The sequence below is a fragment of the Exiguobacterium artemiae genome, from assembly GCF_033342815.1.
Taxonomy (GTDB): domain Bacteria; phylum Bacillota; class Bacilli; order Exiguobacteriales; family Exiguobacteriaceae; genus Exiguobacterium_A; species Exiguobacterium_A artemiae_A.
Window position 1 is genome coordinate 212,283 of sequence record NZ_JAWPEN010000003.1, and the last position, 19,897, is coordinate 232,179.

Sequence of the window (19,897 nt, forward strand, 5' to 3'; positions counted from 1 at the left end):
GCTTACGCGACACCTCTTGATCTAGCAGTCGTGTCCCGGGAATATCGGATTAACGATTATTCCGGCGAAGGAAAGAAGGAATATCCATCGTCTCTTCGACATCTGACCCTTTTGCTGATTCTTGGTTCGAGCTAATAGGTGTCTCTTCGACTTGCGGTTTAGGTTCTTCAGCTACCGGTGATGGTGTCGACGCCTGCTTTTTCTTGAGCAGGTTTTTCATCATCTCTTGTGCTGACGGGATTTCAAAATCGAGTGGCTCGTTTTCAAATTCCGTTGCGATGACCGTAACAATGATTTCGTCTTCCAAGTTGTCATTGATGACTGATCCGAAGATTAAGTTGACTTCTTCGTCCGCAGCGCTTTGAACGATTTGAGCAGCTTCCGTTACTTCGTAAAGGCTCAAGTTCGCACTACCGGTGATATTCATCAAGACGCCTTTTGCACCTTCGATTGATGTTTCAAGCAATGGACTCGAAATCGCTTTTTTCGCGGCTTCTGTCGCACGGTGTTCACCCGTTGCAACACCGACACCCATCAATGCTGAACCTTTTTCCGTCATGATCGTTTTAACATCCGCGAAGTCCAAGTTAATGAGACCCGGAACGGCGATTAAGTCTGTAATCCCCTGAACACCTTGACGAAGCACGTTATCGGCTTCTTTGAAGGCTTCAAGCATCGGCGTGTTACGATCGACGATTTCAAGCAATTTATCATTCGGAATGACGATGAGTGTATCAACTTTTTCTTTAAAGTTCTGTACGCCTGAAACAGCATGTTGCATCCGTTTGCGGCCTTCGAACATGAAAGGTTTTGTGACGACACCTACTGTCAACGCACCGATTTCTTTAGAAATTTCAGCGATGACTGGTGCTGCACCTGTTCCGGTACCGCCACCCATTCCTGCCGTTACGAAAACCATATCGGCGCCAGATAGAATTTCTGTCAACTGTTCGCGGCTTTCTTCGGCAGCTTTCTTACCGATTTCCGGATTTGCTCCGGCACCAAGACCACGTGTCAGTTTTGCTCCCAGTTGAAGTTTTACATCCGCCTGTGACATGTTTAGAGCTTGTGCATCCGTATTGACAGCGATGAATTCTACGCCTTGGACACCATGTTCAATCATTCGGTTGACAGCGTTTGAACCACCGCCACCTACTCCGATGACTTTGATTTTAGCTACTTGGTCCATCATTTCATCAAAATGCAACATAAAAGGGGCCCCCTATTTTTTTTACTGATAATTTTTTATTTAGCCGAAAAATTTCTCAAAGAAACTGCTGAATGACTTCCGCTCTTTTGGAGGCTGTTCCTTCGGTGCGCGATTTTCGTCACGCGTAGGAGCTGAAGGAGGTGTAAACATTTCTTCTTGTTCGCGACCTTGTGCTGCTGTTCCCTTTTCGTCCGCACGGTCAAACCCTGACTTCGAAACGGCACTGCGTGACAGCACGTAGCGTAACATTCCGGCAGCGACAGCATACTTCGGATGACGAATCCCTAAGCTGGCTGGTTGATACACATTCACGCTTTGTTTAAAGATCCGCTTACCGAGTTGGTCAATTCCTGGTAAGGAAGAACTGCCGCCACAAAGAATGATGCCGCTGTTCATTTGTGCATATCCGGCTTGTGTCATTCGTTTCTGGATCATTTCAAAAATCTCTTCCAGACGGGCTTCCAGTACAAAACCGATTTCCGTCTGTGGTTCGAAACGGTGTTCCCCGTTAATCGTCACGTAGGAGACTTTCTCTTCCGGATCTCCGAGTGCTTCCAGTGCGACACCATACTCTTCTTTGGCGAGTTTGGCATCTTGGTATTTACAATTCATTTTATACGTCAAATCGCGTGTCAGATGATCTCCGCCATACGAAAGTGTCGTTGAGTACACTAAATCATTTTTTTCGTAAATTGAAAGAGTGGTCGTTTCATGTCCGATATCAACGATTCCGACACCGAGTTCCAATTCATCAATCGAAGCTGCAATTCGTGAGACGGCCAAGCTTTCCAGCACATACCCCGCAAGTTCTAAACCAGCTCGTTCGATGGAACGTTTGATGCTATGTAGAATCGTCTTCGCTCCGATAATCAGCTTCCCTGTCACTTCTAAACGATAACCGATCATGCCACGTGGATCTGTGATCTCCGTCTGCTGATCGACAGTAAACGTTTTAGGTAACACATCGACAACGCTCAATTCGTTTGGAATCCGCATCACCATGGCAGAATGAAGGACATCCTTCACATCATCATCCGTGATTTCGTTATCTTCCCCTTTGATTGATGTCATCCCTTGGCAATCCTTGACTTGGATGTGCTCACCGGAAATTGCTACATATACTTCACCAATCGGTTCGCCGAGTGTGCGTTCCACTTCTGCAACCGCTTGTTTAATGGCATTTACTGTTTGATCGATGTCGACGATGACACCTCGCTTGACGCCTGCAGATGGTGCAGACCCTTCCGCTAAGACATTCAGTGTTCCACCTAGAAGTTCACCGACGATGAGTTTCACTTCCGATGTCCCAATATCTAGTGCGGCAATCGTACCTTTCGTTTCCATGGGAGTGACACCTCCACTTTCATAATACTAATCCTGTCGTTCCTGTTTATATTTACAGGAATCGAGACAATCTTCTTCTCGTTTAAGTCTACACTATAAAAAACCTCACGAAAAGAAGTTATTGTCTAACTTACCCATCTAATAGATTACGATTTGATGACGATGTGTCCGCTTTCCTACTAATGAAAACAAACGTTTGTCAAACCCATCTAATACAGGATGTTATTTACTATTTTTTACCTTTATATGGTTTGAAATAGATACCACCATCAATCGTGATCGTTCCTGTTTTACCTTTTGGCAATGCGGAAATCACTTTGACATATTCATTCAACGAGTTAGAAAAAGCCGATGTACTCAATAAGACGGTATTTCCGTCCGTCATGAATAACTTTAATCCGCCTTTGTCGGTCTGATCATTGGCTACGATTTCCGAAATCCGGCTCCGGACTTTCGGCTCGATTTTAACGAGTTCCTTTGTCAGACGTTCCAAGGACTGATCCGTAAATCCGGTTAGAATCGGTGCATCAAACAATTCTTCCTTCGACTTTCCAGGAATAATCGTTCCGTCCGCTAAGACGATCCGGGCACCCGGTTTGTCTTTGGCATACGCGATTTCTTTTTCTTCGACGACATCCACTTCATAATGGTGTAAAAACGTTTTTTTCATCGTCGCTTCGCGAATACCCGGAACATCTTCAATCCGTTCCAACACGGCTTCTTCCGACACATTGAAAGCATGTGTCTCCTTCACCTTAATACGTGATGCTTGAATGATGTCTTCCTTCTTGACGTTCACGGTGCCGGTGACATCAAATGTCGCGACACGCGAGAAACTCGATTGAAGATAGAAGACGACACCAATCAATAGACCGATCAGGATGAGGACATAGATTAAACGCCGGTTCGCCTTTTTCCGACGCTGCTCACGGACATATGGAATTTTATCTTCTAAGCTGCGGACAGTCGCATCCATCTTCGGCTGTCTGGCCGGTTGTTGTTCCTTCACGTAAGCCTCTCCCTCCATTATGTTTAATTTCAGTACCTTATCGGTCTATTCCTGCAATGCTTTAGTTTTTTTGCTGAATCAACCGTAATAATTCATCGACCAGATCACTTGCCGCATTTGGCATACCAAGCGCAAGTGACGCTTTTGACATGTACGCTTGATCGGCAATTGCTTTCGTACAAGCGTCGAACAACCGGTCTCCCGTCAACTCGGGTTCCCGAATCAACAGACTGGCTCCTGTCTCGACGAGTGACGAAGCATTCACTTCTTGATGATTTTCCGTCACATACGGGCTTGGAATCAAGATGCTCGGTAAACCGAGCGTCGTCAATTCAGCTAACGTACTTGCGCCGGAACGCGAGATGACCAGTTGGCTCGCTTTTAAAATCAACGGCAGATCATAAATGAACGGACGCAATTGAATCCGGTCGGGTAATGAGCCGAGCTGAGCCTGAATGTCTTCGTAGTGCACCTGTCCCGTGACGAACAATAACGACCAGTCGGTTTCTGTCAGCTTGGGAATCATGTCGACGACTGCTTTATTGATGGCTGGTGCCCCCCGGCTGCCGCCGTACACGACAATCAGAGGGCGATCTTGTTCAAAACCGTATTTTTGTTTTTCTTCGACTGGATCAATCTGTAGCATCGCAACTTCCGAAGCACGGGGATTTCCGATTAAAATCGTCTTCCCTTCATTTTTGCCGAAATGATGACCAGATCCCTTAAAGGACAAGGCTACTCGGTCGACGTAACGCGCCAGGAACTTATTCGTGATTCCGGGTAAACTGTTTTGTTCATGGACGAGCGTCTTATATCCCATCTTCGCTGCCGTGTATAAAACCGGACCGCAGACGAAACCACCCGTTCCGACGACGATATCCGGTTGGAAGTCGCGCAGCAGCTTCCGGACGCGGACAACACTTTTTAAAAAGCGGAAACCGGTCTTGACGTTTTCAAACGACAAGGAACGGCGGATCCCCGAAATTTCAATCGATTCGAAAGGAATACCCGCTCGGCGGACGATATCCGCTTCGAGTCCGTTCTCCGTTCCGATGTACAACACTTCGCATGGCGTCCGACGTTCAATTTCTCGAATCATCGCCAACGCCGGATAGATATGTCCACCTGTGCCTCCACCTGAAACTACGATTCTCATTTCGTCATCCCCCCTACTTTTTGGACAGAACGGATGAAGTGTTCGCCGCGTTCTTCGTACGTTTTGTATTGGTCCCAACTGGCCGATGCCGGAGACAGTAAAATGATATCCCCGGGCTTCGAAACATCAAATGCCGTGGAAACGGCTTCTTCCATCTCACGCGTCACCGTCGAGGCGATCTGTTGCTCGCCCGCTAAATCGGCGAAGCGTTGACCGGTCTCCCCGAGTCCGATGACATGTTTGACATGGGTCATCGCACTTTTCAACGGCGTTAAATCTGCACCGCGTTCGAGTCCGCCGCAAATCCAGATGATCGACGATTGAAAACCGGACAATGCTGCTTCCGTTGCAACGTTGTTCGTGGCTTTTGAATCATTGTAGACTTTTCGTCCGGCAAACTCACCGATGTATTCTGTCCGGTGTGCTACTCCGCCAAACGTCCGCAAGACGTCTTGAATTGCTGTCAGGGAAATCCCGAACGGTTCAATCAATGTCAAGGCAGCCAGGACGTTTTCGAGGTTATGACCACCGCCGAGCGCCAGCTCACGGACCGGGAGAATTTCTGTCTGACCGACAAAAATCATATCGTTTTCGATGTGTGCATACGCATCTTGGCGACGTGAGAACGTCAACCGTTCAGCTGCCGCTGTTTCGCTCAGGCGCATGACCTCCTCGTCGTCCGCATTGACGACCAGTCGTCCGGCTTCATCCATGTTTGAAAAGATCCGTGCTTTGGCTGCCGCATAAGATGTGACATCCCCGTGGTAATCAAGATGAGCCGGCGACAGGTTCAGGAACGCCGCACTGACTGGACGGAAGGATTCGATACCCATCAATTGAAAACTGGACAGCTCGATGACGATGACATCGCCTGCTTCTGCCTGCTGGGCAACCTCAACTGCCGGGAAACCGATGTTCCCCGCCAGATGAACTCGTTTTGATCCCCTTTTCAATAATTCATGAACGAGCGTCGTCGTCGTTGTCTTGCCGTTTGATCCTGTAATCGCCACCCAGTCCGCTTTTGTAGAACGATAAGCCAGTTCCACTTCCGTCCAAACCGGGATACCAAGCTCCAGCGCTTTCTGTAACAACGGAATCTGATAAGGGATCCCTGGATTTTTTACGATTAAGTCTGTTCCATCCAGCAAGGATAACGGATGACTTCCGAAGAGGGTCTCGACCTTCAAGGATTCAAGCGTTTGGACGTCATTTTCCGAAGGCGTCCCACCATCGTTCACTGTCACGACAGCGCCTGCCTTCACAAGATAAGTCGCTGCCGCAATTCCGCTTTTCGCAGTCCCAAGGACCAATACTTTTTTCTTCTCCAGCTCAGAACTCTTCATCATTAAATCGCTCACTTTCTTGACCACGAATTTCAATTACACGAACAGATAGGCAATTAACGCCACGATTAAGCTAATCGAAGCAAACGTTCCAACGATCCGCCATTCACTCCACCCGACCATTTCGAAATGGTGGTGAATCGGACTCATTTTAAAGATCCGTTTTCCTGTCGTCTTGAAGGAAATAACCTGCAGGATGACCGATAATGTCTCGACAACGAATACAATGCCGATCAGTACTAACAGTAATTCCAGTTTCAATAAGATCGATAAACCGGCAAGCGCCGCTCCTAAAGCCAGTGATCCCGTATCGCCCATGAAGATTTTAGCCGGATAGACATTAAACACAAGGAATCCGATCAACGCACCGACAGCTGAAAAGGCAAACAAGGCAACTCCCGGCTCATCCGCGATAAACCAACCGTAAAGACCAAAGAACAGGAATGTCGGAATCGCCGTAAAGGATACGAGTCCGTCCAGTCCGTCCGTCAGATTGACCGCATTCGAGAATCCGACGAGCCAGAATAACGCGACGAGCGGATACAAAATACCGAAGTCAATCGACCATGTCGTAAAAGGAATCGCCAGGTACGTAGCTTGACTCGAAAATCCGCCGCTCAACCAGACGAACAAGAGACCAACGACAATTTGTCCGATTAATTTTTGTTTTGAGTTTAAACCAAGATTACGTTTTTTAACGACTTTGATATAGTCATCGATAAAACCGATTGCTCCGTAAGCAAGCGTCAAGAACAACAACGACAGATGGCTCCGGTCCAGATCTCCCATTACCAAGAGCACAAGCAGGCTGCCGATCATCGCCAGCAATATGACGATTCCACCCATTGTCGGCGTCCCGGATTTCACTTGGTGCCAATCCGGACCTTCTTCGCGAATCTCTTGACCGAATTTAAGACTGTGTAAAAAAGGAATCGCTTTTGGCATCACGAGGACGACAACCAAAAACGCAATAATTAAACTGATGAATAATGTGATCATTGCAAACACCTACTTTTAAGGATTAAGTTTCATTTAGAAATGTAAAAATTTGTTCCAGTGCCAGTCCACGCGATGCTTTCAACAAAACAACGGTTTGCTGGCCGAGCAAAGGTTTGAGCAGACGAGCTGCCTCTTCGACCGTGTCCGCAAATTGGACTTGGACGGTCGGATCTGCAATTCCATCCGCGATATAACGCCCTTTCCCCCCTACAAGGATAGCATGGGATACAGGAAGTGCAATCTTCTTCCCGACAGAGGCATGCAACAGACGTTCCTGTTGACCGAGTTCATACATATCACCGAGGACAACGACCTTATTCGTAAATCCGTCGAGCGTTGCAATCGTTTCAATCGCCGCATTCATCGATGTCGGACTGGCATTGTAGGCATCGTTGATGATGGCTGTTTGACCGTACATTAAACGTTCCATCCGCATCGGTGTCAATTGTACGTCATTCAATCCTGCCTGGATGACCTCATCGGTAAGACCCAGTGCTTTTGCTGTCGCAATCGCGTACGCTGCATTCCGGACTTGATGCTTACCGAGGACCGGTATGCTGAACGTCGTCCCGTCAAATTTAAACGTCGTTCCGATGAACGTCGCTTCCGCCTGTTCGATGACGTACGTATTGGTCGCATGATATCCGATCCGTTCAGCCGGCACTTCTCCTAACAACGGCTCGTCGCCATCTACGAAGAGATGACCGTTCGGTTTTAAGCCTGAGCGAATCTCCAGTTTAGCTTGAGCGATTCCAGTTCGTCCGCCGACTTGCTCGGCATGGGACTCCCCAATGTTCGTCACGAGTGCGATATCCGGTTCGGCAAGATTCGATAACAGCTCGATATCCCCAAACCCGTTCATCCCCATTTCAAGAACGGCGACTTCCGTCTCGATCGGCATCATCAAGATCGTCAAAGGCATTCCGATATCCGAATTAAAGTTCCCTGCCGTTTTGTGCGTTCGAAATGACTGTTTCAAGACACTTTCAATCATGTCTTTCGTTGAGGTCTTTCCGTTTGATCCTGTAATGGCGATGACTTTCGGTGCCACTTGTTGTAAATAACGTCGAGCGATGATTTGTAACGCTTGTAACGGATCTTCGACTTCAAGAACCGTGATATCCATCTCCGGAAGCGGAATACCTTTTTTCCACAACGTGGCGATGGCCCCTTGAGCAACTGCTCCCTCGATGAACGTATGTCCGTCGACGCGTGCTCCCTGGATCGGGATATACAATCCTTCTGTCAGCGTACTTCTTGAATCTGTCGCAAAATTTCTTAAAGCCCGTGTATCGGTTTCTTCTAGTCCCAGCCACTGGGCAATCTGTGCAATTGTCACCATCACTATTTCCTCCACTCGATTACAGAAAACGAGGACGAACAGAAGTCAACGAATGACTCCGGTCCGTCCTCGTTTCACTGCAGAAATCAGGAGACCGCTGTTTCTTACTCTTTTGGTTCAGCGAGTTCCACCGTCAGCTTTCCATTTTCTTTCACTAGTGTACCAGTTCGCGCCGATTGTTTGGTTACAAAACCTTTACCAATCACGTCTAACTTTAAATCATAGAGACTGACAAGCTTTTTGACATCCCGTTGTGACCACCCGGTGATATCAGGCATCTTAAACGTCCGTCCTGTTTTGAAGAGGACACGTTCCCCGCTGACGAATTCCTGTCCGCGGGTCGGAATTTGGGAGACGACTTCGACCCCGTCACCTAACACGACCGGTACGGCACCTTGCTCTTTCGCCATCTCTTCCGCCTGATTCATACTTTTCCCGATGTAGCTCGGAATGATTTTCGCTTTGACATCCACCGACTCTTTTTGAGTCGCTGGTTTAATGCTTCGATACTGTAATGCTGTATTCATGACACTTTTGAAGACAGGACTCATGATGCTTGGACCGGAAACCGACGATTCATTTTTCGACGGCCGATCGACCGCGATATACATGATCAATTCCGGATCATCCTTTGGCGCCATTCCGATAAAGGAGTGGATGAACTGTCCTTGGATGTATTTTCCGTTCTCGGAAATCTGGGCCGTCCCTGTTTTCCCGATGACACGGTAATCTTTCAGCTTGTACATCTGTCCGGTTCCGATTTTACTGTTGACGACACCGTCCAGTGCTTCCCGGGTCGCTTTGGCCGCTTCCGCGGAAATCGGTTTTCCGACTACTTCTGTCTTGGCTTTATACGGCGCTTTGTCCGTATGGTCCGCTTTTTGGATAATATGCGGTTTGACCATTTCACCGTTTCCGGCAATCGCTGTCGCCCCTTGGAGAATTTGCATCGGCGTTACCGCCGTCGATTGTCCCCACGATGTAATCAGCGTATTCAGCGGTTTTGACAAATCAGATTGACTGTTGACTTCACCCGAGATGTCTATACCCGTTTTTTGATCGAAATGAAACTTCTTGAAATAGTCTTTATAGCGCTCGATTCCAAGCTTTTCAGCCGTCAGAATCGAGAACATGACATTTGAGGAATGATAAACCCCTTCAATCATCGGAATCGTTCCCCAGCCGACATCATTGTAGTCTTTAATGACGGTCCCCTTGTAATTGTAACTTCCTGATTTATAAGGTTCGTTCGGACGGAAGACCCCTGCATCGATGGCAGCAGCCAACGTGAAAATCTTCATCGTCGATCCGGGTTCAAAACGAGACGAGACGGCAAAGTTCGTAAAATCCGTCATATCACGTAAATTCGGGTTAAATGACGGACGATCCGTCATTGCCAAAATTTCACCTGTTTTGGCGTCCATGACGATTCCGGTCGCATTTTTCGGTTTGTATTCGTTGTACATCTTCTGCATCTGCTTCTCAAGCGCTTGCTGAATCCGGTGATCAATCGTCAGATACAGATTGGATCCGTCTTTCGGCTCATTTGAGATTTTTGACGTACCTTGAACCAACTCTCCGCCACTGCGATCTTTTTCAAAGACACGGGAGCCAAATGATTCACGTAAGGCCTCATCGTATTGTTTTTCGATGCCCATCTGTCCTTTTAAGACGACCCGTCCGTTATCTTCTGTAATTTTTTGGACGAATCCTAGCGTATCCGACAGGAAAATCCCGTTCGGATAATAGCGTTTCGGTTCCTCGATTAATCGAATTCCGGGCAACTTCAACCGATCGATCTGTTCTTTTTGATCAACCGTCAAGTCGTTCCCTTTTTTACCGAATTCGATTTGAGACCGATCTTTGTTTTCAATCAGATAAGTTTCCAGCTCTTTCACCGACATGCCTAAAATCGGCGCCAGTCCGGTCGCTGTTTTCTTGAAATCGACCACTGTCTCGTCCGGATCCTTCACTCCGCCCAACCGGTAGATTGCCACTAAGTGATAGGACGGGATGTTGATCGCAATCGGTGAACCGAGCCGGTCAAAGATTTCTCCACGTTCTGCCGATAATGTCGATTGCGACTCCCAACGTTTTTTTTCCGCGTAGACCAACATGTCTTCTCCGTGGAATTTTTTTGTCGTCGATAAGTATAAAAAGCGTGAAATGAACACCAAAAAGAGAGCAGCAAATATCAACATGACAAAGGCTACTCTCCGTCGGGATTTAGATAGTGGATTCATTTAGGAATCACCTTAATGTTCCCTTTTCGCATATCAAGACCTTGTTCTTTCGCAATCTTGTAAATGCGTTCTGGAGAGCTTAAGTTGGTCACTTCAAGTTGAAGACGTTCATTCTCTTTTTTCATCTCTTGTGTCACTTGGTTTTCTTTCGCGAGATCGCGGCTGACATTGTAGGCTTCGTTATGAGCACCAATCGTCACACTGCCAAAGAGGACAATTCCGCCAATCATCGCACTGTACAAAAACTTTTCAAATGGATACAAACGATATTTTGGACGAACCGCAACACGACGTGCGATATCTTCCGTCTTACGTGGTTCTTGGATAGGTTGCTGCCGAACAGGTTCCATGGATTGCATCGGTTTACGAAGTGGTTCTGCCATTTGAATGCTCCTCTCAACTTTCCTTCATTTTTTCAACAATTCGTAATTTGGCGGAGCGTGACCGGCGATTATCATCGAGTTCATCGTCTCCTGCTGTAATCGGTTTTCTTGTCACCAGACGCAGTTCTGGCTCAAATTCTTTTGGAATCATCGGCAACCCTTGCGGAAGCTCAGGTAAAGATGACTTTTCTTTGAATGCTTGCTTACACATCCGGTCTTCGAGCGAATGGAAAGTGATGACACATAAGCGCCCACCGACGGCGAGTAAATCAATCGCCTGATACACGGCTCGATCAAAAACATTCAGTTCGTCATTGACGGCAATCCGGATCGCTTGGAACGTCCGCTTGGCCGGATGCCCTCCTTTACGGCGGGCTGGTGCCGGAATCGCATCTTTGATTAACTCGACCAGTTCAAATGTCGTTTCAATCGGTGCAATCTCACGTGCCTTCTCAATCTTGCGGGCAATCTGTTTGGAGAACTTTTCTTCCCCATATGTAAACAAAATCCGAACAAGATCGTTATACGGCCACTCATTGACGACTTCATACGCAGACAGCGGTGACGTTTGGTCCATTCGCATATCCAGTCGGGCGTCAAAGTTGTAGCTGAATCCACGTTCGCCTTCGTCTAGTTGTGGAGAAGATACGCCGAGATCAAATAAAATCCCGTCCACTTTTGTTACGGATCGTGCTTCTAATTCCTCTTTTAAATGTACGAAATTACTTTTTATTAAAGTAAAGCGACCTTCATACGCCGCGAGACGTTCTGCTGCATGTGCCAGTGCGACATCGTCCTGATCAAACGCGTACAGATGTCCTGTCGTCAACTGCTTGACGATTTCTTCACTGTGTCCTGCTCCACCCAACGTACAATCAACATAAATCCCGTCAGGTTTGATATTCAGCCCTTTAATGGACTCCCATTTTAATACTGTTTCATGCTCAAACATGTGCTGCCTCACCTTTCACTGTCCAAACTGGACGTTACTCTTTTTCAATGTATCATATTCTTTCTTGAAAACGTTACGAAAATGAGACAGTTTCCTTGATTTTTTGAACTTTTGTGTATCTTTCGTTAAAAAAACAAAAAAACCTGCTTATTTCGCAGGTTTAGAGCATAATTTTCAATTGTTCCGCCTCGGTTTGTTCATAGTGCATCCGTAAGGTCTGAACTAGATTCAAACCGTATCGGTTCAGCCAAGGCAATATCGAATGAATCCGTTCCTGCGGTGCATGATCAGGTGCCAACTGATACTGCAAGGCGCGGTCCGAACGATTCGCTTGTTCATGAAGACGCCGCTTTTGATCGACGATCGTCTCTATGGCAAGTTGAAGCTGTTTGTTCAATTTCGTTGCGACAGCCGTCGTGCGCAACTCCTGTTGTTCGACCCGCGTGACTTCCTCGACCAGGACTGTTCCTAACAGGGTTGCGTCATGCAAATGCCGTTTGATTGCCGCCGCGTCAAATGGTGCGAGCGGCACGCCTGTATGAAGCACTTGTTCGAGACTCAGACCATGACGCCGAAGTCCTTTCTCGTCCCTTGCCTGTAACATGATGGCTCCCATCCGTGGAATCAGCACCGGCATCGTCCAATCGAAGTGATGGAACAACGGCCGTAATCTTGTCCAGTATGCAATTTCTCCCGGTCCTCCGATATAAGCAAGTGTCGGGAATAAGTAATCCTGCATCAACGGACGTGTGACGACACTGTTTGAAAAACGTTCCGGACTTGCATACAGTAATGCCAACAGCTCAAGCTCCGTATAGGTCTTCCCTTGTTTCGTCACAAAATCCTGTCCCGGATACAATAAATCACGTCCGATGTCCTCCACAAATAGATGAGCTGCTTCTTCGTTTAAAAAGGTATCCGGCAATTCAGTTGTTTCTTGAATGCCTTTTGATAACGCTTGCCGGATTTCAGCATTGTCCTGAATCAATCGTTCGAAAAACGGAATTTCAAGCTGGCGGACTGCTTCCGTATCTGCATCAAAGAAGATGATATCGTGATCGACAAGTTCTCCCAGGAACGAAGCAAAAAACTCTCCGTATGTCGTACTCGATTCGATTAACCGGTCCGACAGTGCCAGTAACTCTTTTGTATACGGTGTTTCCTGTTCGGTACATAGTGCCTGACGAACGATTTCCTTGACGGCCGTCTGGTCAAATGCCAGCCGACTGACGGAACGCGAAATCGAATCCGGTGCTTGAATTGCCAGTTTCCGTGTCCGGAAATCATGTGTCGGTACAATCAGATGATTGATTTCATCAAAATCATGGTCTTCGGTTGCGAGCCAGAAAATTGGGAGAACCGGACGATTCAGCAGTTCTTCCGTTTGGCGGGCAACCTTTAGACAGGTCAGCAATTTATAAACGGCATACATCGGACCGCCGAAGATTCCCGTTTGCTGACCGGTGATCACGACTTGCGCCTCACCTGTCCGCAACAGTTCGAGACGTTCCTTCAGGCTGTCGTTCAGCCGGGGGTTTTGCCGCATCAATTCGTCGACAAGTGCATTCAGATGCGGATATTGCCGTTCTTGCAACAGGCTGCTTCTTGCCTGCATTCCTTCTGTTCCAATATGATCAACGTATTTCGAAAATTCTTGACGGGAAGCTTTCTGCATCAATGAATCTTCATCATACAAGGCGTCAAATGATTGTACCTTCAAACAAAATCCCTTCTTTCTGACAAAATCAATGAATGAACAGTTGTTGAATTCCGATTCCAAAAAGCGTCAACTGAACCGGCAGAGCAATCAAGATCGTAATCCGCCAACTGTGTCGAATCATCTGTATATAATCCACATCCACTTTTTTGATCCGTTGCCATAAGGCATTGACTGCAAAAATTAAGAGGACGGCGATCAGCAGCCACCCTAAATAATTTTGACCGGTCAAGGCAATCAGAGCGACGTGAATTCCATACAATACGATGAATGTACCTAAATCCAGCGCCAACCGGACTGCTTTTCCGTGTTGGCGAAAGACCATCAAAAAAATAAGGTATAAGCTAACTAAGCTGAAGATCGGAAACATAATAAACCACGTCACATCGAATCCCCTCTTTTTTCCTGAGATTTAATCTGATCAAAATAAAAAGTCAGTAAGGGTGTCGGATTCCCCGCGTGTTCCAGGACAAAACCGACAATCGGCTCAATTTCCGTTTGTCTTTCCTGCTCTATATCTTGAAGCATCGACGAACGATTCAGCGCAGTTCGTCTGATGACCTGTTCAATTTCTTCATAGCTGATGGGATGCTCCGGAAAGACGTTCCGCAACTCCTCAAAAATATCGTGTGCTTTTTCAGCGTAAGGTGCTTCGAGTAATTGACCGTTCGTAATCCGGTAATAGGCGGTCAACGGATTGATGACGGCGTTCATGAATAATTTCGTTAACATGACCTGCTCAATGTTTTTAACATACTCAAACTGCAACGGTGTTGCTTCAAGCATCGCGACGGGTACCCGCCCGTAGCGGATCCGTCCCATTCCGGTATGCCGGACAGCGTATTGTCCCGTTCTCATGGCACCGTGCTCAACGATCCCGAACAACGCCTGCGGTACTTGCTCCGCTTCTTTCACATGCCCCATCCCGTTCTGTAAGAACATGACCGGCATCTTTCCGGTCGTCAGATAAGGCATCACACTTTTTATATCATACGACTTTGTCGTCACGAACACCAAGTCTTGTGACTCGAATTGTTCAAGCGGCCGTACCTCTACAGGTCGGCTGACTTGATTATCCCGGAGAATCTTGATTTCATGCTCTGTCGTTTGTCTCGTATAGAGTGTCACACTGTGCTGTTCTGCAAGGTAGGACGCGATTAATAATCCAATCGATCCAGCACCGATGATTCCTACTTTACTCATCTGTCCACGCTCCTTCTTTCATCAAAAAAAGCGACCTGTCAAACCGATTGCTCGATTCTAGGGTCGCTTTTATACCGATCATTCAGCTTACTTGCTGACGATTTCTTTACCTTTGTACGAGCCACATGCTTTACAAACGCGGTGTGAAAGTTTCATTTCACCACAGTTTGGGCACTCGACCATACCTGGTACACGGAGTTTGAAATGAGTACGGCGAAGACGTTTGCGTGTTTTCGACGTTCTGCGGAATGGTACTGCCATCGTTGTCCACCTCCTTGAAAAAATACACTCGTCTTTTTATGAAAAGATTAGGAATCCTGATCTTTTTTAAAGAACTGAGCGAGACCCGCAAGTCGCGGATCAATTTTTGGTTCAGCTTCTTCTGGCGCTTCTTCAGAGAGAACCGTCCAGCCTTCCCCTTGAACCAACTGATTTTCTTCATCATCCCCATGCACTTGCACTGGCACATGAAGTAAAATCAATTCTTGCACGAGTGGTTGAAGATCAACCGTATTCCCGTTCGGTAAGTTGATGTCATCCGAATCACTCGGAACAGCATCAACCTCGAGCAGGAACGACTCGATGGATTCAATCTCGAACGGGTACGCGACGTCACTCAGCGTCCGGGCATCCGGAAGCGTCATTTCACCTGTAATCCGGAGATTGAATATTAATTGATTCGATGTAAACGATGCATTTGCACGAACGTGCACAGGTTGCACCGCCCGGATATCCGGATGGAGGGCGATAAGCTCAGGAAGCTCAATCGTCTCGTTAACCTGAAGTTGACCCAGATTGCGCAATTTATTCAATTGCATCAGGGACCATTTCATCCGAATCACCTCAATTGCAACAATATGAATTATAGAGAGGACATCTTGTTTTGTCAATGTTTTTTCTTTACACTGAAATCGCTAGAGAACGAACACTTTTGGACGTCTTCATCCATATTACCGCACTTAATTCGGTTTGCAAAGGAGAAAGTTTCATGAGAATGACTGCAATTATTTCTGAGTACAATCCGTTTCACAACGGACACCTTTATCAAGCAAAAATCGCACGTCAAGAAACAGGCGCTGATTTGATTGTCGCCATCATGAGCGGAACGTTCACACAGCGCGGTGAACCGGCTTTTACAGACAAATGGACCCGGGCGCAGGCGGCTGTCGCGAGCGGCGAAATCGATCTCGTCCTCGAACTTCCGTTTTATTTCGCCGTCCAACGGGCCGACCGGTTCGCCCTCGGGGGAGTCACGATTGCCGAGACAATCGGTGCGGAAAGTTTATCGTTCGGGAGTGAATGCGGTCAATTGGAGCCGTTTATCGAGGCTGCTGCCGAAAACCATGAAGCGACTCCGCGTTATCAAGAACTGATGCAGGAAGGGTTAGCCCGTGGATTATCGTCTGCAACAGCCGCCAGTCAAGCATTCCGGGAGATGACGACGACACTGGACTTGACGACACCGAATAATACACTCGGATATTATTACGCCCGGGCTGCCTCGACGATCACCTTGCACACGACAAAACGCATCGGGAGCGGCTACCATGATCTTTCCACCGGTGACATCATGAGTGCCACGGCAATCCGTGCTTATCATGCCACGCATCGCTCATTAATCGGTTTACCGGAACTGACCGCTGAGACGCTACAGAATGCGGTCTTTGCTTCATTTGAATCCTACTATCCTTTTATCCGCCACCGCCTTCTGACAACCCCTCTCGATGATTTAACGCAATTTAACGGGATTGATTCCTCTTTGGCCCCGCGCTTGATTGAAGGAGCACGTAAAAACGAGACTTTCGACGATTTCATGACGGCTGTTAAAACACGTCGTTACACCCGGACCAGCCTGCAACGTGTTCTGATCTACCTGTTGACGTCAACTAAATCAAGCGAGTTCGAAAATATCGCATTCGACCGGATTGACTATGTCCGTCCATTGGCTTTCAATGACAAAGGACGTCTCGCCTTACGCAAAATTAAACAGCGGATCCCGGTCATTTCGACATTTGAGAAACATCCCTGGCTCATCAAAGAAAGCCAAGTCACAGCAGCATACGCTGTGCCCTTGGCTCGTTATGACATGCTTGAAGAACATCGCCGCTTCGCTCATTTTGCCGGCAGTGTTTCCAAATAATCCAGTGCATCTTCCACTGTCTTGATCGGGACGAGTTTCATACTCGTCTCGATTTTTTTGATCGACGGTTTGGCTTCTTTGTAATTCTCACCCGCCGGGACAAACATGATTTCTGCATCGGCTTCGTCTGCCGCGACAACTTTTTGCCACGCGCCGCCGATCGGACCGACTTTTCCGCCCTCTTCAATCGTACCGGTTCCAGCAATTTTATATCCTTTGGCTAAATCACCTTTCGTCAGTTGATCGTAAATTTCGAGTGTGAACATCATTCCGGCCGATGGACCGCCGACATCCTTGACATTAAAATCGACTTCCGGATCCGTTTTCACGGAAGATATCGGAAGCGGCTCATAAATCCCAAGTCCCACTCGTTCTGATTCCTTCGTCAGCTGACTGACCGTAATGTTTGTTTGCCGTTGTTTTTTATTTCGCAGGAACGTCAACTCTACTTTTGTCCCTGCTTTTTTACTGCTGATCGTTTTCATGAATCCGCTTAATGAAGTAATCGCGTCGTCACCAATCGCCGTGATTTGGTCCCCCGCTTTTAACTTCCGGTCTGCCGGACCGTTTGGAATGATTCCCGAAACATAAATCCCCTTGAAATCGACCGAAGCCTTTTTCCCTGCGAGTTCGTATCCTTCAATCGTTGCATTATGCTGTGCTTCTTCCATGTAAAGCTTCTGACGTTTCTCATACTGCGCATCCGACTCACCGTCATACAAATAGTCACTGACACTTGAACGGTCCGCAAACGGTAAAAATAGGCTTTCTACGAGAAAATACGGAGTCGCTCTGCGTTGAGCAATCGTCAACATCATCAAATCCCCCGGCTCCTTCGTTGCCCCTTCGACATCGATCAATTGTTCTGTCGATGTCGCATCACCGGGGTACGAGATGAAATACGGAAGCGGGACAAAAAAAGCAATCATCGCTGCGAGCACAGCGGCTAATGCCGGTTTCCAAGCTTTCATCTCAATTCTCCTTTGCTGTATTTATGACGTAAGGCTTCTTCGACGGCAGGAGGAACAAGTCCCGCAACGGATGCACCATATTTGGCAGCTTCCTTGACAATCGATGAACTTAAAAACGAATACTGGTTATTTGTCATCATAAATAAAGTCTCGATTTGATCGTTCATTTTTTTATTGATGGATGCGACTTGCATCTCATATTCAAAATCTGATACGGCACGTAACCCACGAACGATGACGTCCGCTCCGACTTCCGAAGCATAATCGACGAGTAAACCGTTAAACGAGTCGACTTTAATGTGCGGTAAATGTTCCGTCACTTCCGAAATCAGCTCCATTCGTTCACGCACCGAAAACAGCGGTTGCTTTGAGGAATTGTTCAATACGGCAACGATGATTTCGTCAAAAATCGGTGCCGCCCGCTCAATGATATCAAGATGTCCGTTCGTAATGGGATCAAAACTCCCGGGACAGATGGCGATTCGTTTCATGCTTGTTCCTCCAGTTCTGCAAATTCATATAATGTAATCGAGATGACTGTAGAATACCGTAGACGTTTAATGACCTGTAAACGACCAATTTCATCCGGCAACTCCGTCTCTGATCCATGTTCACAAATAATGACGCCATTGTCCGTCAGCATGTCATGTTGCTCTATGTATGCCACTTGTTCGGCGAGTTGCTCCTTCGCATACGGGGGATCGAGAAAAATCAATTTAAAAGGCGATTCGTCCGCCAGTTCCGCCAAGGCCACCGTCACGTCTTTTTTTAAGACACGGCTTCTCTCCGTCAAACGTGTTGTTTGTAAATTTTCTTTAATCGTTTGAATCGCTTTAAAATGTTGATCAACAAAAACAGCTTCATCGCATCCCCGGGATAAGGCTTCGATTCCGAGCCCCCCGCTTCCCGCAAATAAATCAAGCGCCTTCCCTCCATCAAAATACGGTCCGATGACATTGAACAAGGATTCCTTGACTTTATCTGTTGTCGGTCGTGTCTGATCTCCCGGGACCGCTTTGATTCGTGTACCTTTTCGTTCTCCTGATATGACCCGCATGCCTTCTCATCCTTTCAAAAAAGAGCGACGAGGATGACCTCATCGCTCTACCTGTTAGACTTCTTCTTGTATCTTACCTTTTTTATTCGCATAAGTTTCACTGATAAACGGCCGTTCTGATCGAATGACGCTCTCGACAAACGGCAGTTCCGTAATCCGTTCAACTATCTGTTCATGCCGTTCCAAATCAACGTATAAAAAGACGTACCGTTCCCGTTTTGAAGTGAAATAGACATTTCCGAACCGACGCAATTGACGTGAGGCCTTCAACGCATTGACATAGACGATAAGTCCGATTCGATCCTTGATCACACACCGTTCCTCCCTTGTGTCGTTCTTAACCGCTACAGCTACAGCTTCCGCCAGTCGAACACCCGCCTGCGCATCCCTGATCGAAAAATGGATTTCCGGTCGGTACTTTGATTTGAGGAGAGACTTGTCCGGCCAGGACGAGACTGACTTGTCCGAGAAGCGTTTCCAGTTGCTTCTCCGCCTTCTTAAACTGTGCGACTTCTTCCTGTAAATCAAGCGCACGTTTAATTTCATGCACTTTTTTTGTAATGGTTTGATAGTCCGGATGATACCGGCCAAATCGTTGCACCAATTCGTATTCTTCCTTAATGCGGTTGAAATCACGAATGACGTCCTGTGCTTGTCTTGAGTTTGCACGTGCCTGTTTTGCTAATCTATATGCTTGACCTGTTTCGCTTTGCGAGAGAGAGTATGCAAGGTCTTCCGCTGCGTTGATGAGGTCGATTGTTTTATCTGAATAAATCACAACGAATCTCCTCCTTAACTTAACCATCATATCATAACATTTATCTCGCT

21 protein-coding genes are annotated in these 19,897 nt (G+C 47.1%); 1 reads left to right on the plus strand and 20 read right to left on the minus strand.

What is annotated here, in order from left to right; genetic code table 11:
* Positions 1-49: 49 nt before the first annotated feature.
* The 15 genes from ftsZ to R7V76_RS05405 all read right to left on the minus strand — a co-directional run bounded on the left by ftsZ (position 50) and on the right by R7V76_RS05405 (position 15,719).
* A complete protein-coding gene (ftsZ, locus tag R7V76_RS05335) occupies positions 50-1,210 on the minus strand; it encodes a cell division protein FtsZ (RefSeq protein ID WP_012370828.1) in 1,161 nt (386 codons plus the stop codon).
* A 39-nt stretch (positions 1,211-1,249) separates the two neighbouring features.
* The gene (ftsA, locus tag R7V76_RS05340; RefSeq protein ID WP_290827028.1) at positions 1,250-2,554 is read right to left on the minus strand and encodes a cell division protein FtsA; all 1,305 of its coding nucleotides are present in this window, start codon (positions 2,552-2,554) and stop codon (positions 1,250-1,252) included.
* Positions 2,555-2,783: 229 nt separating this feature from the next.
* Positions 2,784-3,563 carry a cell division protein FtsQ/DivIB gene (locus tag R7V76_RS05345; protein ID WP_012370830.1) on the minus strand — a complete coding sequence of 260 codons (780 nt, stop codon included), beginning with the start codon at positions 3,561-3,563 and terminating at the stop codon, positions 2,784-2,786.
* Positions 3,564-3,624: 61 nt separating this feature from the next.
* Complete coding sequence (murG, locus tag R7V76_RS05350; protein WP_318091521.1) at positions 3,625-4,719, minus strand: undecaprenyldiphospho-muramoylpentapeptide beta-N-acetylglucosaminyltransferase; 1,095 nt, start codon at positions 4,717-4,719, stop codon at positions 3,625-3,627.
* Positions 4,716-6,062: a UDP-N-acetylmuramoyl-L-alanine--D-glutamate ligase gene (gene murD / locus R7V76_RS05355; RefSeq protein WP_318091522.1), complete on the minus strand. Its 1,347-nt coding sequence runs from the start codon at positions 6,060-6,062 to the stop codon at positions 4,716-4,718. The genes murG and murD overlap by 4 nt, the downstream gene beginning before the upstream one ends.
* 36 nt (positions 6,063-6,098) lie before the next feature.
* The gene (gene mraY / locus R7V76_RS05360; RefSeq protein WP_012370833.1) at positions 6,099-7,061 is read right to left on the minus strand and encodes a phospho-N-acetylmuramoyl-pentapeptide-transferase; all 963 of its coding nucleotides are present in this window, start codon (positions 7,059-7,061) and stop codon (positions 6,099-6,101) included.
* 22 nt (positions 7,062-7,083) lie between these two features.
* Positions 7,084-8,403 carry a UDP-N-acetylmuramoyl-tripeptide--D-alanyl-D-alanine ligase gene (locus tag R7V76_RS05365; RefSeq protein ID WP_318091523.1) on the minus strand — a complete coding sequence of 440 codons (1,320 nt, stop codon included), beginning with the start codon at positions 8,401-8,403 and terminating at the stop codon, positions 7,084-7,086.
* A 104-nt stretch (positions 8,404-8,507) separates the two neighbouring features.
* Positions 8,508-10,646: a penicillin-binding protein gene (locus R7V76_RS05370; protein ID WP_318091524.1), complete on the minus strand. Its 2,139-nt coding sequence runs from the start codon at positions 10,644-10,646 to the stop codon at positions 8,508-8,510.
* Positions 10,643-11,029, minus strand: a complete 387-nt coding sequence (gene ftsL / locus R7V76_RS05375) for a cell division protein FtsL (protein WP_012370836.1) — start codon at positions 11,027-11,029, stop codon at positions 10,643-10,645. The genes R7V76_RS05370 and ftsL overlap by 4 nt, the downstream gene beginning before the upstream one ends.
* A gap of 13 nt (positions 11,030-11,042) precedes the next feature.
* Entirely contained in the window at positions 11,043-11,981 is a 939-nt protein-coding gene (gene rsmH, locus R7V76_RS05380; RefSeq protein WP_012370837.1) for a 16S rRNA (cytosine(1402)-N(4))-methyltransferase RsmH, read from the minus strand.
* A gap of 160 nt (positions 11,982-12,141) precedes the next feature.
* Positions 12,142-13,701 (minus strand): bacillithiol biosynthesis cysteine-adding enzyme BshC, encoded by a 1,560-nt coding sequence (gene bshC / locus R7V76_RS05385; RefSeq protein WP_318091525.1) that lies wholly within the window; start codon positions 13,699-13,701, stop codon positions 12,142-12,144.
* Between the two features lie 25 nt (positions 13,702-13,726).
* Positions 13,727-14,068, minus strand: coding sequence for a DUF3397 family protein (locus tag R7V76_RS05390; protein WP_318091538.1), 342 nt, complete (start codon positions 14,066-14,068; stop codon positions 13,727-13,729).
* A gap of 11 nt (positions 14,069-14,079) precedes the next feature.
* Positions 14,080-14,901, minus strand: a complete 822-nt coding sequence (locus R7V76_RS05395) for a ketopantoate reductase family protein (protein WP_318091526.1) — start codon at positions 14,899-14,901, stop codon at positions 14,080-14,082.
* An 87-nt stretch (positions 14,902-14,988) separates the two neighbouring features.
* A complete protein-coding gene (rpmF, locus tag R7V76_RS05400; RefSeq protein ID WP_012370841.1) occupies positions 14,989-15,162 on the minus strand; it encodes a 50S ribosomal protein L32 in 174 nt (57 codons plus the stop codon).
* Between the two features lie 47 nt (positions 15,163-15,209).
* Positions 15,210-15,719: a YceD family protein gene (locus R7V76_RS05405; RefSeq protein WP_234944528.1), complete on the minus strand. Its 510-nt coding sequence runs from the start codon at positions 15,717-15,719 to the stop codon at positions 15,210-15,212.
* A 170-nt stretch (positions 15,720-15,889) separates the two neighbouring features.
* Here R7V76_RS05405 and R7V76_RS05410 point away from each other — a divergent pair, with 170 nt between their 5' ends.
* Positions 15,890-17,041 carry a tRNA(Met) cytidine acetate ligase gene (locus tag R7V76_RS05410; RefSeq protein ID WP_318091527.1) on the plus strand — a complete coding sequence of 384 codons (1,152 nt, stop codon included), beginning with the start codon at positions 15,890-15,892 and terminating at the stop codon, positions 17,039-17,041.
* Here R7V76_RS05410 and R7V76_RS05415 read toward each other — a convergent pair.
* Genes R7V76_RS05415 through R7V76_RS05435 form a run of 5 tightly spaced genes read right to left on the minus strand, consistent with a single transcriptional unit; the run spans position 17,014 to position 19,847 of the window.
* On the minus strand, positions 17,014-18,012 hold the full coding sequence (locus R7V76_RS05415; RefSeq protein ID WP_318091528.1) for a SepM family pheromone-processing serine protease: 999 nt from the start codon (positions 18,010-18,012) through the stop codon (positions 17,014-17,016). The genes R7V76_RS05410 and R7V76_RS05415 overlap by 28 nt on opposite strands.
* Positions 18,009-18,503: a pantetheine-phosphate adenylyltransferase gene (gene coaD, locus R7V76_RS05420; RefSeq protein ID WP_131502650.1), complete on the minus strand. Its 495-nt coding sequence runs from the start codon at positions 18,501-18,503 to the stop codon at positions 18,009-18,011. The genes R7V76_RS05415 and coaD overlap by 4 nt, the downstream gene beginning before the upstream one ends.
* On the minus strand, positions 18,500-19,069 hold the full coding sequence (gene rsmD / locus R7V76_RS05425; RefSeq protein WP_318091529.1) for a 16S rRNA (guanine(966)-N(2))-methyltransferase RsmD: 570 nt from the start codon (positions 19,067-19,069) through the stop codon (positions 18,500-18,502). The genes coaD and rsmD overlap by 4 nt, the downstream gene beginning before the upstream one ends.
* A gap of 54 nt (positions 19,070-19,123) precedes the next feature.
* Complete coding sequence (locus tag R7V76_RS05430; RefSeq protein ID WP_012370847.1) at positions 19,124-19,381, minus strand: YlbG family protein; 258 nt, start codon at positions 19,379-19,381, stop codon at positions 19,124-19,126.
* 25 nt (positions 19,382-19,406) lie between these two features.
* Positions 19,407-19,847: a YlbF family regulator gene (locus R7V76_RS05435; protein ID WP_012370848.1), complete on the minus strand. Its 441-nt coding sequence runs from the start codon at positions 19,845-19,847 to the stop codon at positions 19,407-19,409.
* Positions 19,848-19,897 lie beyond the last annotated feature (50 nt).